This is a genomic window from Yimella lutea (assembly GCF_006715095.1).
GTDB classification, from domain to species: domain Bacteria; phylum Actinomycetota; class Actinomycetes; order Actinomycetales; family Dermatophilaceae; genus Yimella; species Yimella lutea.
The window spans coordinates 548,931-562,140 of record NZ_VFMO01000001.1 but is presented as its reverse complement, the minus strand read 5'-3'; the positions used below and the strand labels follow the sequence as shown (position 1 = coordinate 562,140).

Genomic DNA, 13,210 nt, shown 5'->3' with positions numbered 1-13,210 from the left:
AGGTGGGTGGCCCGCAGGTGAGCTACCGGTCAGACCCGGCGACGACTCGGGCCACCCATGGCAGCCCAGACGGTGGTGCGGCTGTCCTCGTCCGCGACGCCCCACTCGTGGGCGAGGGAACGCACGATGCGCAGGCCGCGGCCGCTGTTGGCCCAGGGGGTCTGGGGCTTGGGCTGGGGCGAACGCTCACCACCGCCGTCGCTGACCTCGATCTCGATGCGCGGCGGCCGCACCTTCCAGTGCACTCGGATGGTGCCGTCGGGCAGCGGGCGGCCGTGCAGCAACGCGTTGGCGACGAGTTCGGAGACGACGGTCTCGGTCTCCTCGATGACCTCGATGGGTACGAGTGAACCGGCGAGGTCCTCGGTGAACACACGCCGCACCTCCGGCACGGAGTCGCTGGTGAAGGCAAGGCGCACGGTGCGCACCCAGGAGTCGTTGGTCGAGCCGTCTTCGGTCATGCGCGCAAGTTTGTCATCTCAGGAGTAGGCGCGCTCGACAGCCTCTCGAACTGCAGCGGGTCGGTTGGTGATGATCGCGTCGACGCCGAGGTCGAGGCACAACTGGATGTCCTCGGGCGAGTCGACGGTCCAGGCGTGCACGTGGTTGCCGACCGCGTGATGGCGGGCCACGAACTTGCGGTCCCGGCGCAGCAACCCGATACCGGGACCGGCGATCGAGGCATTCGGACCGACGCAGGTGCGGTAGCGAAGCAGTTGCACGGTCTCGACCAACTGCACCCGCTCGAGTTCTGGCGCCAACCGTACGAAGCGCGCGACTGCCCGGGACGAGAACGACATGAGTCGCACCTGCAGATCGGCAGTCGCCGTATCGAGCAGTCCGTACTCCTCCAGCACCTCGGCGAGCACTTCCTCGATGCGAGCCGGTTGCCAGAACGGGTGCTTGGTCTCGATCACCAGTTGCAGCTTGCGCGGCCCGTCGAGCAGCGTCTCGATCAGTTCCCGGAGGGTGAGCAGCGAGCCGGTGTGACCCTCGCCCTTCCAGGAGCCCCACTCGAACTCCTGCAACTGTTCCAGCGTCAACTGGGAGACGACGCCGGTGCCGCTGCTGGTGCGGTCGAGTGTGCGGTCGTGGACGCACACGAGCTGCTCGTCGGACGTCAGCCGGACGTCGCACTCGACGCCGTCCGCTCCGTCCTCGAAGGCTTGTTCGTACGCCCTCAGTGTGTGCTCGGGGTGAGCCTGGCTCGATCCGCGATGGGCAATGACCAGGGGCGGTGTCTCACGCACGACTGCAATCCTGCCGCACTCAGCAGCCACCCCGCACCAAGGCGCGACCGTCGCGCCTTACGCCGTGGTACGGACTCGTGCCCGGGCGTAAGGCGCGACCGTCGCGCCTTACGCCAAGCGGACGCGTCCGTCTGAGAAGGTGGCGCCATGACTGACGTGGAGTTCAAGGTGGAGGGGCGTCTCGGCCGCATCGTGCTCGACCGGCCGAAGGCACTCAACGCACTGACGTTGCCCATGGTCGAGGCCGTCGATGCGCAACTGCAGCAGTGGGAGCACGACGAAGCGATCAGCTCGCTCACGATCGAGGGCGCCGGCGAACGTGGGCTGTGCGCCGGCGGCGATGTCGTCGCAGTACGCACGGAGATCCTCGACGGTCAGGACGGTCAGCACTTCTTCGAGGCCGAGTACGCGATGAACGCCCGCCTGGCCGCCTACCCCAAACCGATCGTGGTCTGCCAGGACGGGTTCGTGCTCGGTGGCGGCGTGGGGGTGTCGGCACATTGCTCGTTGCGGCTGGCGACCGAACGCACCAAGGTCGCGATGCCGGAGACGATCATCGGCTTCTTCCCGGACGTGGGCGCGATGCACCTGCTCGCCTCGTCGCCTGGCGAGATCGGCACCCACCTGGCACTGACCGGGCAGATGATCTCCGGTGCGGACGCGGTTTACGCCGGACTCTCGGACGCCGTCATCGACTCGGCGTCGTGGCCGGACGTCGTCTCCTCGCTCGCCGACGGACGCGCACCTGACTATGAGGCGCAGCACGTGCGCAGTGAACTTGCCGGACAGCAGGATTGGATCGACGAGTGTTACGCAGGGGATGACGCGTCCGTCATTCTGGAACGCCTTCGCACCTCGTCCGTCGAGCAGGCCCGGGTGGCCGCCGAACTGATTGCGCAGCGTTCGCCCTGGTCGGTCTCGGTCACGCTCGCGGCTCTGCGCCGGGCGGCCTCGATGGAAACGGTCGACGAGGTGCTCGCCCAGGACCTGCGACTGGCCCGCGTCGTGTCACACCACGCCGACTTCGCCGAGGGCGTGCGTGCGCAGTTGGTCGACAAGGACCGTGCCCCGAAGTGGACGCACGACTCGCTCGACGACGTTCCGAAGGACGAGGTCGACGCAGCGTTCGACTGAGGCCGACGCCCCGGTGCACTTCAGAGGGTGATCAGGTCGTGGCGCGCCAGTGCGCCGGCCTCGATCTCCAGCATCCCGGCAGTCGGACGCGGCTGCCGGCGTTTGTCGGTCGGCGATCCGGGATTGAACAGATGACACCCGTCGTCGACCACGTCCATCGGGATGTGCGAATGCCCGTAGACGACCAGCTCCGCGTCCGGGAAACGACGCCGCATCCGGCGGCCACGACCCTGGCGCGCACCGGAGTTGTGGATCATCGCCACCCGCAGACCGTCGATCTCCCACTCCAGCGTCTCTGGCACCCCGGCGTTCCACGCCGCCACGTCCGGCCCGTCGTTGTTGCCGAGTACCACTCGCACCGGCGCGTAGGCAGCCAGTTCGTCGAGCACCGACGGGACGCACACGTCACCGGCATGCAGGACCAGGTCGGCCTGCTCGAGCAGCGGAAGGAGCGCCGGCGGCACCGTCTTCCAGAAGCGAGGCGCATGCGTGTCGGCCAGCACCAGAACTCTCCTCACGACTCAGTTTCCACCGAGACGTGAACGCACCTGTGCCGGCGAGGGATTGGTCTCGCAGTCCCCGTCCGGGAAGACCACGGTCGGCACAGTGCGGTTGCCGTGGTTGATCACCTCGACGAGTTCGGCCGCGGCGGGTGAGCGCTCGATGTCGATCTCGGTGTAACCGATGCCCTCGCGGTCGAGGCCGGCCTTCAACCGGCGGCAGAAGCCACACCACCCGGTGGAGAACAGCGTGACGGTGCCCGCGGCCGGCAACTCGACGCCGCGGGGAAGGATCTGGCTCACGTTCATGACCACACCAACACCACAGCGTTGATCGGGATTCCACCGTGCGCCGCCCGCTGCCCTCCGCTGTGCCGGAACACCGACGAATACGAGCGGTTTCGGCGCCTACGCATTCGTTCCTCATGCGTAGGGCTCAACCAGCGAGAGGGTATGGGCTCGACCAGCGGCAGGACGCTGACCCACACAACTCCCGCTGGTTGAGCCACGCCGATGAGGAACGAATCAGCGTGCGCCGAAACCACTCCCGCGGACGAAGCACCCGATCAACGGTCGGCGAGCAGCTCGGTGACGACGGTCGGGTCGTGGAAGTCGATGTCACCCGTGGGCAGGTGCTGGACGCGTTCGTGACCCTTGCCGGCGACCACCACGACGTCGCCCGGACGCGCCTCGTCCAGGGCTTGACGGATAGCTTCGCGGCGTTCGAGCACGACCGCCGTGTTCGAACTGTCGGCACCGCTCATCACCTCGTCGGCGATGGCCTGCGGGTCCTCGGAGTACGCGTCGTCGGTGGTGATGATGTTGATGTCGCCCAGTCGGGAGGCCACCGTCCCCATCGGTGCGCGCTTGGCCGGATCCCGTTCTCCTGCAGCGCCGTACACCACGATCAGCCGGGCATCATCACCTCGCGTCGAGGTCACCTCACGGGCCACCTCGAGCAGGGCGCGGAGTGCATCGTCGGTGTGGGCGTAGTCGACGATCACCTCGAACCCGCGATCCGCAGCGGCCGGGACCCGCTCGAACCGGCCGGGCACCTGCGGGATGGTCTGCGCCGCCGCGACGAGCGTGTCGGCGTCCATGCCCATCTCCAGCAGCAACGCCGACGCGCCCGCGACATTGTGCACGTTGTAGTCACCCAGCAGCGGAGTACGGAACGAGAGTGACTGCCCGGCGGGGGTTTTCAGCGTGAACGCCGTCCCGGCCCCCTCAAGCCGCACGTCCGAAATGCGGTAATCGGCGTCCGCGGAAGCGCCGTACGTGAGCGTGCCGTCTACCTCGCCCGCGATGCGGCGACCGTACTCGTCGTCGGCATTGACCAGCTTGGGTCCGTCGGTGCGCTCGAACAGCCTGCGCTTGGTGCGGTAGTAGTCCTCCATATCGGGATGAAAGTCGAGGTGATCCCGCGTGAGATTGGTGAAAAGGGCTGCCGCGTAACGGGTGCCGAGCACTCGGTGCAGCGCGAGACCGTGCGAACTGGTCTCCAGCACGACATGCTTCGCACCGCCGTCGAGCATGCGACGCAGGTTGCCCTGGACGACAGGTGCCTCGCCCGTCGTCCGCACCGCCGGTTCGCGGTGTCTGCCGACCACGATCTCGGCAGTAGTGAGCAGGCCAGTCGCGTCCTCGCCGTACGCGGCCGACAGAATCCCGTGCAGCACATACGAACTCGTCGTCTTGCCGTTCGTTCCGGTGACGCCGTAGACGGTCAGTTCATGTGACGGATCCCCGGCGAACGCACACGCCAACTGTGCCAGGGCCACCCGGGCGTCCGGCACAACAGCCGTCGGCACGCCGTCGATCGGTTCCTGCGCCACGACCAGTCGTGCGCCGCGGCAGATCGCGTCCGGCGCGTACTTGGCACCGTCGCTGGTGAACCCCTTGATCGCGACGAAAACCCCGCCGGGCTGCACCTGGTTCGATGCATTGGTCACGGCAGTGAAGTCGCCCTCGACCGGCACCTCGGTGCTCAGAACGGTTGCAATTGCAGCGGAGTTCAGCCTCACCCGACGAGCCTAGCAACGGGCGCTCGACCCGCCTTCGACGCGCTTGCCGACCGACCTTCGTGGCGAGGAGCCGTCCTGGCGATAATGGGACGCGTGTTCGTCGTGGCGTTGATCCTGCTGGCGGTGCTGCTGGCTTGGCCGATGCCCCGTCTTCTCCCCCGGCTCACCGCACTGCGTTCGGTGCCCGCGGCCGCCCTGCTGCTGTGGCAGAGCGTATCGCTCGCCGCCGTCGCCTCCGGACTGCTCGCAGCCCCGCTGGCCGTCCTTCTGTACGCCCGAGCGACCTCCGGACATCACGATCCCGACCCCGGCAAGCACGTGACACTCCTGCTGGCCGGTCTCGCGGTCACCGGCTTCCTGCTGGCTCGCCTGCTGCTGCAGGGCCACCGGATCGGCACGGACCTACGCCGCGGACGCCGTGAGCACACCGAACTGGTGGACCTCATCGGCATCGATGACGCGGCCCTCGGGGAGAACGTCCGGGTGTTGGCTCACCCGACACCGACGGCGTACTGCGTTCCCGGCTCCAGCCGGCGGGTGGTCCTGACCCAGGGAACGCTCGACGCTCTCGACGCGGATCAACTGGAAGCCGTTCTGGCACATGAGCGTTCGCATCTGCGACAGCGGCACGACCTCGTCCTGGAGTTCTTCACGGTGTTGCACACCGCCGTGCCCGTGGCGGTGCGCAGCACTGCCGGGCTGCGCGAGGTGAAGTTGCTGATCGAGTTACTCGCCGACCGCTGGGCCGTCGGTGTGACCGGCAAGCGGCCGGTTGCCACCGCGATGCTGGCGCTCGCCGGAGGACAACACCCGGCGTCGGCGCTGGGCGCGACGGACGATGCGGTGATCCGCGTCGAGCAGCTGGCGTACGGCACCTACCGGCGGCGACTGGCTTTCGGAGCGGTGTTGACCGCGATGTTCGTGCTGCAGCTGCCCGGGCTGCTCACCGTTGCGACTCTCGTCAGCTGATCAGAGCGCCTCCAGCGCCTTGCGGACGCGGGCGAGATCGCGGTCGGACATGTCCTGCAGGAAGTGCAGCACGGCGTCCGACTCGGCCGGGCCGGCCCAGTCGGCGAGCGTTTCGCGCAACGCCTGGGCGGTGAGCTCCTCACGGCTGGACGCCGCGCTGTAGCGCCAGGCACGACCGTCCCGGACGCGCTCGGTCAGGCCCTTCTTGGCCAGGCGGTCGGCAACCGTCATCACCGTCGTGTAGGCGCGCTTCCTGCCGTCGGTCTGTTCGAGGCGTTCGGCGATCTCACGCACGATGAGTGGAGTCTCGGTGGCCCACAGGCACTCCATGATCGCGCGTTCGAGGTCGCCGAGGCCGTTGGCGCTGACGTTGTCACGATTCATGAGGTCCATCCCGGTGGTGCGGGCTCGTAAGAGCGGTGATCGTTCAATTTTACGACGCGCTGGGCACCGATGGTTCCCACCGGCTGGTGCGCGACGAGGATCACGGTGCGGCCGCTGGTCGCGCTGTGCAGGTCGGCGAGCACCTCGCGTGCGGTCGGGGTGTCCAGGTGAGCGACCGGCTCGTCGAGCAACACGATCGGCCGACCCGACAGCACGGCGCGTGCGATCCCCAGTCGGGCTCGTTCTCCTCCGGAGACGCCTCGGTTGCCGTCGCCGAGTTCGGTGTCGAGGCCGGCGGGCAGCGCAGCGAGCCAGTGTCCGAGCCCGGACTGCACCAGGGCTGCCGCGACCTGCTGGTCGGACGCTCCCGGACGAGCGAGCAGCATGTTGGCGCGCACGGTGCCGACGAAGATGTGGGGTTCGTCGTCGACGACGGCGAACAGGTCACGGACGGCGTCGAGCGACAGGCTGCGGACGTCGCGTCCGCCGATCAGGTACGACCCGGACGCCGGGTCGAGGTGACGAGCGAGCACCGCGAGCAACGTGGACTTGCCGGAGCCGTTCGGGCCGGTGATCGTCACGTGCTCGCCCGGACGGATCATCAGATCGAGCGGCGCCAGGTGCACCGCATCGTCGGTCCAGGCGGCGCTGACATCGCGCAGCTCGACAGTCGTGTCCGGGCCCGGTTCGTCGTGAGCAGTCGCGACGACCGCCGGAGCCTGGTCGAGCAGGACGCTCAGCCGCTTCGTGGCAGCTCGGCCGCGGGCGAGCGCGCCGACGGCGTCCGGGATCAGGCCGAGCACGTCGCCGAGCGCCAACGGCATGAACACGAGCAGGGCTGCCAGGGGCGTGTCCAGGTCACCGCTACGCACCGGGTCGAACAACAGGTAGCCGAGTGCGACGGTGGCAGTACCGGTGAGCGCCAACGAGAGTCCGAGACCGACCGAGCGCCCGCGGGCCTGCCGGCGACTCGCACCTTCGAGCTCGGCCTGCGCCTCGTCGATCCAGCGCAGAGCTTCGTCGGATGCCCCGATCGCCTGCAGCTCGGCGGGGTTGGCCGACACGAGGTGCGCCGCGCGCTGCACCGCTGCGCGTGCTTCGAGCACCTGCGCCTGCCCGCGGCGTTCCAGCGCGAGGTCGAGCGCCCCCACGAGCACGGCTGAAGCACAGAACACCACCAGCACGAACCCGGCTGTTGCGTTCAGCACGAATCCGACGATCACCGCAGCGGCCGACGCGACCAGCGTGGCGATCAACGGCACGACGGTGCGCACCTGTAGATCGACGACATCGTCGAGGTCGCGGACGACGCCGGTGAGCAGATCGGCGCGACGCCGGCGTCCGAGCCTGGCCGGGGTCAGCGGGATGAGTCGCCGGTAGACCTCGGTGCGCTCGTGCCGCAACGAGTTCAACGCGGCGTCGTGCGAGATGACCCGCTCGACGTAACGGAACGCCGGGCGTCCCATGCCGAACGCGCGAACGCCGACGACCGCGGTGAGCAGGGTGAGGATCACCGGGTGCTTGCTCGCCTGCACGATCAGCCAGCCCGAGGTGGCGGTCAGGAAGACACCGCATCCGACGGCGAGGCCGCCGATGACTCCGGCGATCACGATCTTGGCGCGTGACGGAGCCGACTGCTTCTTGATCGATGGTCCGTACGGGGTCCACTGGTTCATCGGGCCACCGCCCGGTGAGCGAGGCGGATGGTGTGATCGGCGCGGTCGATGAGTTCGTCGTCGTGGCTGACGACCACCACCGGACGCCGCGCGGCGAGATCGACGATCAGGTCGCGGACGTCGTCCGCCGCCTCGGGGTCGAGGTGCGCCGTGGGTTCGTCGACGAGCAGCACGTCGGCGTCGCTCAGCCAGGCTCGGGTGAGAACGAGACGGGCGCGCTGGCCGGCGGACAGGCCGAAGCCGTTGTCTCCCAACGCAGTCTCCAAACCGACGGGGAGGGTGCCGAGGATGCGCTCGAAGCCGGTGGCAGACATCGCCTCGTCGAGACGCGAGGTGTCGCTGACACCGAAGAGCAGGTTGTCGCGCACGCTCATCGGCGCGATGAACGGGGTCTGGGTGACCAGGTGGGTGGTCGGACGCTCGATGGTGCCGGCCGTCGGTGTGCGCAGTCCGGCGAGCAGTTCGAGCAGCGTGGTCTTGCCGCATCCGGAGGGTCCGGCCAGCGCGGTGAGGCCCGGCTCGACCGTGAACGAGACGTCGTCCAGCACGTCGTTGTCGGTGCCCGGGTAGCGATAGCGGACGCCGTCCAGCACCAGCGCTCTCCTTGCGGCTCCTGCGTCCGCAGCACCTTGGTTTCGGCGCGTGCGGTTTCGTTCCTCATCCGCACGGCACGACCAGCGGTCGGGCGGCGCGCTCGGAAGCAACGAATCGATCGCCTCGACACCGTCGGCGGCGGCGTGGAACTCCTGCCCCACCCGGCGGATCGGCCAGTACGCCTCCGGCGCGAGCAGGATCGCGGTCAGCGCGACACCGAGTTCCATTTCGTCCCATGCCAGACGCATGCCGGTCCAGACCGCGACGATCGCGACCGAGATGGTGGCCAGCAGTTCCAGGGCTGCGGACGACATGAACGCGATCCGCAGCGTGCGGACGGTGGCGACCCGGTGCCGGTCGCCGACCGCAGAAACCTGTTCGGCCTGGTGCTCGGCGCGGCCGTAGGAGACCAGCGTCGGCAGTCCGCGCATCACGTCGAGGAAGTGACCGGACAAGCGGGTCTGGGTCTTCCACCGCTTCTCGGTGGCGTCCTGCGTGAAGCGTCCGATCAGAGCCGCGAACACCGGCAGCAGCGGCAACGTCAGCACCACGATGAGCGCGCTGCTCCAGTCGACGAAGAGCAGGCAGAGGACGGCGAGCGGTGGCACGACGGCAGCCGCCACCAAGGAGGGCAGGTAGCGGGCGACATACGGCTCGACCGCGCTCGCCCCGTGGGTCGAGACCGTCATCAGACGGGCGGCGTCCGGACGCTCGTCCGCAGGCGCCGCGAGCATCCGTCGCAGGTAGTCGTGACGCAGTGCACCCGAGATGCGGGTCGCCGCCCAGGACGCCACCTGCTCGGTGAGCAAGGACAGCAGACCGCGGATTACGAAGACGACAACAACCGCGACCGCCGGGCCCGTCAGCGAGTGCCCGCGGACCAGAGCCACCACCAGCGCCGCGATCGCAAACGCACCGGAGATGGCCGCGACCCCCGACAGGCCACCCAGCACACCGAGCACCACAACGGGCACTCGGGTGGCGGGTACTTCCTTGACCAGTCGGGGGTCGAACGGCTTCATGTCAGGCGTCCACCTCGTCCTGGATCTTCAGCGGGTCGACGGCGCCGGGGATGTGCTCGACACTGATCCGGCGACGGAACACCCAGTAGTTCCACGCGGTGTACGCCAGCGCGATCGGGGTGAAGATCAGCGCTGCTCCGGTCATGATCTGCAGCGTCAGGTGCGAGCTGGACGCGTTCTCGACCGTCAGGTTGAACCGATCGTCCGTCGTGCTCGGCATGACGTTCGGGAAGATCGCCAGGAAGTAAGTCGCGACGGCCATCGCCCAGGTGATGGTGGTGCCGATGAACGCCTTGCCCTCCGCACCCTTGGTGTTGAAGAAGATCGCCGCGAGCAGCGACACCGCCGCGATCGCCGTGGTGATCCAGGAGCCGACGTTGCCGGTCTTGAGGCCGACCCACAGCAGCAGCACCACGGCCAGTACCGCCGTCACCAGGCCGGCCTTGGTGGCGAAGGCGCGGGCGTCGTGGCGGATCTGACCGGCGGTCTTCAGCGCGATGAAGTGGCCGCCGTGGGTGAGCGACAGGCCGACGAACACCAGGCCACCGAGCAGCGACAGCGGGTTCAGCAGCGTGAACAGGTTGCCGGTGAAGATGAACTCCTGGTGCCGGTCCTGGGTGATCGGCACACCGGCGACGATGTTGGTCAGCGCCACACCGAGCAGCAGCGGCGGCAGCAACGAGCCGATCATGATGCACAGATCCCAGCCCTTGCGCCACGCGTCCGAGTCACGCTTGTGGCGGTACTCGAAGCCCATGTTGCGCACGATCAGGGCGACCAGGATCAGCAGCAGCGCCAGGTAGAAACCACTGAAGAGAGTGCCGTACCAGGCCGGGAACGCCGCGAACATCGCACCGCCGGCGGTGAGCAGCCAGACCTCGTTGCCGTCCCAGAACGGGCCGATGGTGTTGAGCAGGACGCGGCGACGCTTGTCGGTGTCGGCCTTGTCCGAGCCCTTGCCGAGGATCGGTAGCGACATCCCGACCCCGAAGTCGAAGCCTTCGAGCACGAAGTAGCCGGTCCACAGGACGCCGATGATTATGAACCAGAGTGTTTCGAGAGACATGTGTTCTCAGTCCTTTTCGCGAATGTCCGGCGCTCAGTAGGCAAACGCCAACTGGTCGTCGTCCTCGAGCATCTTGGGTTCTTCGAAGGGCTCGGCACCCTTCTTGATGTAGTCGAGGAAGAGCTTCACCTCGATCACGGCGAGCACCGCGTACAGCAGGGTGTAGACGATCAGCGAGATCGCGACGTCGGCGGTCGAGGCGGCCGTGGACAGACCCGTCTCGGTGGTCATGACGCCGTAGACCAACCACGGTTGACGACCGATCTCGGTGAAGATCCAGCCGAAGCTGTTGGCGAACACCGGCGCGAACGGGGTCAGCACCGCGATCCAGATGAACAGCTTGCTCTTCGGAGTACCGCCCTTGCGGGTCTTCCACAGCACCAGCACTGCGCCGGCCATCGCCGCCATGCCTAGGCCGATCATGAACCGGAAGGACCAATAGGAGCCGGGGATGTTCGGCACGTAGCTGGAGGGGCTGATGTAGTGCTCGGGGACGCCGTATTCCTTGTTCTTCTCCGCGATGGCAGCCGGCAGTTCACGACGCAGATCGTTGATGCCGGCGACCTCGCCGTTCATGTCACCGGTGGCCAGGAACGACAACACCTTGGGGACGGTGACGGCGAACTCCTCCTTGCTGCCGTCCAGAGATCCGATGGTGAACACCGAGAAGCTCGCCGGCTGCTCGGTGTCGTACAGCGCCTCGGCGGCAGCCATCTTCATCGGCTGGACGTCGGTCATGATCTTGCCCTGGATGTCGCCGGAGATGAGCATCGCGACGCTGGCGACCAGGGTCACCCAGGCACCCACGCGGGCGCTCTTGCGGTACATGCCGCGGTCGGCTTCCGCGCGTCCCTTCATCAACTTCCACAGACCGACTCCCATGACCATCGCGCCACCGGTCATGTAGGCGGCGGACACGACGTGCGGGAAGGTGACCAGTTGCACCTTGTTGGTGAGGACGGCGACGAAGTCGGTGAGTTCTGCGCGGTTCTTCAACTCGTTGTACTTGAACCCGACCGGGTTCTGCATGAACGAGTTCGCGGCCAGGATGAAGTAAGCCGACAGGACGGTGCCGATGTGCACCAGCCAGATGCACATCACGTGCAGCTTCTCGGGGATGCGCCCCCAACCGAAGATCCACAGGCCGAGGAAGGTCGACTCCAGGAAGAAGGCCAGCAACGCCTCGAACGCGAGCGGGGCGCCGAAGATGTCTCCGACGAACCGGCTGTAGGCCGACCAGTTCATCCCGAACTGGAACTCCTGCACGATGCCGGTCACCAGGCCGAGCGCGAAGTTGATCGTGAACAGCTTGCCGAAGAACTTCGCCAAGCGCAGCCACTCCGGGTTGCGGGTGCGCAACCACGCGGTGTGGAAGCCGGCGACGACGGCGGACATGCCGATCGTGATCGGCACGAAGAAGAAGTGGTAGACGGTCGTGACGGCGAACTGCCATCTCGCCAGATCAAGCGCATCCACTGGGCGTACTCCTGAAATTCCCGGGTCCGGACACAGGTGGTCCCCGTGTCGCCGAATCCGATACTACTCCTAGTAGTACTACCCGCCACCTGTACTGGATTTTCACCGCGTGATACCCGTCACGCAGACGACCTGGCACCCACCTGGGCCGATCTTCCCCTCTTCGGCTTCGCCGTGTTCGCAATGATCCCGGGCCGGACCAGGGAGGTCGGCCAAAGCTGCCGCATCGCGCTGTTCGCCGTCCCCGACCGGCAACCAGGGCCTGGAACAATCGCCGGATGACTTCACCGCTGCGACGCATCGCCGTGTTCTGCGCATCCCGCCCCGGCATCGACGACGCCCTCATGAAGGCTGCGTACGACGCCGGAAACTGGCTGGCCCGCAACGACATCGGCCTGGTGTACGGCGGTGGGGGCAGCGGCCTCATGGGCGCAGTCTCCAGTGGCGCACTGGACGCTGGTGGCGAAGTGATCGGCGTCATCCCGCAGTCGATGATCGACCGCGAATGGGGTCGGCACGACCTCACCCGACTCGACGTCGTCCAGACCATGCATGAGCGCAAGGCCTCGATGGCGGACCATGCAGACGCGTTCCTGTGCCTGCCCGGTGGGCTGGGCACCCTCGAGGAGATCTTCGAGGTCTGGACCTGGCGCACGCTCGGCTATCACGACAAGCCGGTGGGCTTCCTGGACACCGGCGGCTTCTGGCAGCCGATGCTCGAAGTGTTGCGGGCGATGGTCGCGAACGACTTCGTCCACGAGGCGACGCTGAAGGACATCGTTGTGGAAGAGACCATGGACGCGGCCGTCGCAGGTCTGGCCGAACGCGTCTGACCACCTGTCGAAAATTTACCGGCGCACTGGACGTCCATGTGTTCAACGAACCGGGCAAGACCATGCCGGCGGCACGGTACATCCGGGTGCACGCCACCGAGCGCGCGACGAACTACGGCTACTCGATCGAGGAGCTGCAGGTCTTCACCGACTGAGGATTCGCAGCACGACGAAGGGTCCCGCCCGATCGGACGGGACCCTTCGTGTCGGTCAGTGCGTGCCGGGCCGTGTGACGCCGGCCACCTCACATCGGGGAGAATGCTGCGCGTCCGGGACGTTGGA

At 67.4% G+C, this 13,210-nt stretch carries 14 protein-coding genes; 4 read left to right on the top strand and 10 right to left on the bottom strand.

Going from position 1 to position 13,210, the window contains the following annotated elements:
* Positions 1–29: 29 nt before the first annotated feature.
* Both FB459_RS02600 and FB459_RS02595 read right to left on the bottom strand, forming a co-directional pair.
* Positions 30–461: an ATP-binding protein gene (locus FB459_RS02600; protein ID WP_141927365.1), complete on the bottom strand. Its 432-nt coding sequence runs from the start codon at positions 459–461 to the stop codon at positions 30–32.
* A gap of 18 nt (positions 462–479) precedes the next feature.
* Positions 480–1,250 carry a glycerophosphodiester phosphodiesterase gene (locus FB459_RS02595; RefSeq protein WP_211345113.1) on the bottom strand — a complete coding sequence of 257 codons (771 nt, stop codon included), beginning with the start codon at positions 1,248–1,250 and terminating at the stop codon, positions 480–482.
* Between the two features lie 147 nt (positions 1,251–1,397).
* On the opposite strand from FB459_RS02595, the gene FB459_RS02590 reads away from it, so the two are divergent.
* Positions 1,398–2,384, top strand: coding sequence for a 3-hydroxyisobutyryl-CoA hydrolase (locus FB459_RS02590; RefSeq protein WP_141927364.1), 987 nt, complete (start codon positions 1,398–1,400; stop codon positions 2,382–2,384).
* A gap of 20 nt (positions 2,385–2,404) precedes the next feature.
* On the opposite strand, the gene FB459_RS02585 is transcribed toward FB459_RS02590, so the two are convergent.
* The 3 genes from FB459_RS02585 to FB459_RS02575 form a co-directional block, all read right to left on the bottom strand.
* Positions 2,405–2,887, bottom strand: a complete 483-nt coding sequence (locus FB459_RS02585; RefSeq protein WP_246092294.1) for a metallophosphoesterase family protein — start codon at positions 2,885–2,887, stop codon at positions 2,405–2,407.
* A gap of 18 nt (positions 2,888–2,905) precedes the next feature.
* Entirely contained in the window at positions 2,906–3,193 is a 288-nt protein-coding gene (locus tag FB459_RS02580; RefSeq protein ID WP_141927362.1) for a mycoredoxin, read from the bottom strand.
* A 257-nt stretch (positions 3,194–3,450) separates the two neighbouring features.
* Positions 3,451–4,908, bottom strand: coding sequence for a UDP-N-acetylmuramoyl-L-alanyl-D-glutamate--2,6-diaminopimelate ligase (locus FB459_RS02575; RefSeq protein WP_141927361.1), 1,458 nt, complete (start codon positions 4,906–4,908; stop codon positions 3,451–3,453).
* An 84-nt stretch (positions 4,909–4,992) separates the two neighbouring features.
* Between FB459_RS02575 and FB459_RS02570 the strand changes: the two genes are divergently transcribed.
* Entirely contained in the window at positions 4,993–5,877 is an 885-nt protein-coding gene (locus tag FB459_RS02570; protein ID WP_141927360.1) for a M56 family metallopeptidase, read from the top strand.
* On the opposite strand, the gene FB459_RS02565 is transcribed toward FB459_RS02570, so the two are convergent.
* From FB459_RS02565 to FB459_RS02545, 5 genes are read right to left on the bottom strand one after another with little or no spacing between them, the layout of a single operon-like run.
* A complete protein-coding gene (locus FB459_RS02565; RefSeq protein ID WP_141927359.1) occupies positions 5,878–6,261 on the bottom strand; it encodes a BlaI/MecI/CopY family transcriptional regulator in 384 nt (127 codons plus the stop codon).
* The gene (gene cydC, locus FB459_RS02560) at positions 6,258–7,937 is read right to left on the bottom strand and encodes a thiol reductant ABC exporter subunit CydC (RefSeq protein ID WP_141927358.1); all 1,680 of its coding nucleotides are present in this window, start codon (positions 7,935–7,937) and stop codon (positions 6,258–6,260) included. The genes FB459_RS02565 and cydC overlap by 4 nt, the downstream gene beginning before the upstream one ends.
* Positions 7,934–9,553, bottom strand: a complete 1,620-nt coding sequence (gene cydD, locus FB459_RS02555) for a thiol reductant ABC exporter subunit CydD (RefSeq protein ID WP_141927357.1) — start codon at positions 9,551–9,553, stop codon at positions 7,934–7,936. Before cydD ends, cydC begins: the two co-directional genes overlap by 4 nt.
* A gap of 1 nt (position 9,554) precedes the next feature.
* On the bottom strand, positions 9,555–10,619 hold the full coding sequence (gene cydB / locus FB459_RS02550) for a cytochrome d ubiquinol oxidase subunit II (RefSeq protein WP_129624443.1): 1,065 nt from the start codon (positions 10,617–10,619) through the stop codon (positions 9,555–9,557).
* 33 nt (positions 10,620–10,652) lie between these two features.
* A complete protein-coding gene (locus FB459_RS02545; protein ID WP_141927356.1) occupies positions 10,653–12,095 on the bottom strand; it encodes a cytochrome ubiquinol oxidase subunit I in 1,443 nt (480 codons plus the stop codon).
* Positions 12,096–12,373: 278 nt separating this feature from the next.
* Between FB459_RS02545 and FB459_RS02540 the strand changes: the two genes are divergently transcribed.
* Positions 12,374–12,928 (top strand): LOG family protein, encoded by a 555-nt coding sequence (locus FB459_RS02540; protein ID WP_141927355.1) that lies wholly within the window; start codon positions 12,374–12,376, stop codon positions 12,926–12,928.
* A 38-nt stretch (positions 12,929–12,966) separates the two neighbouring features.
* Positions 12,967–13,083 carry a discoidin domain-containing protein gene (locus FB459_RS17685; protein WP_246092293.1) on the top strand — a complete coding sequence of 39 codons (117 nt, stop codon included), beginning with the start codon at positions 12,967–12,969 and terminating at the stop codon, positions 13,081–13,083.
* The last annotated feature ends 127 nt before the right edge of the window (positions 13,084–13,210 follow it).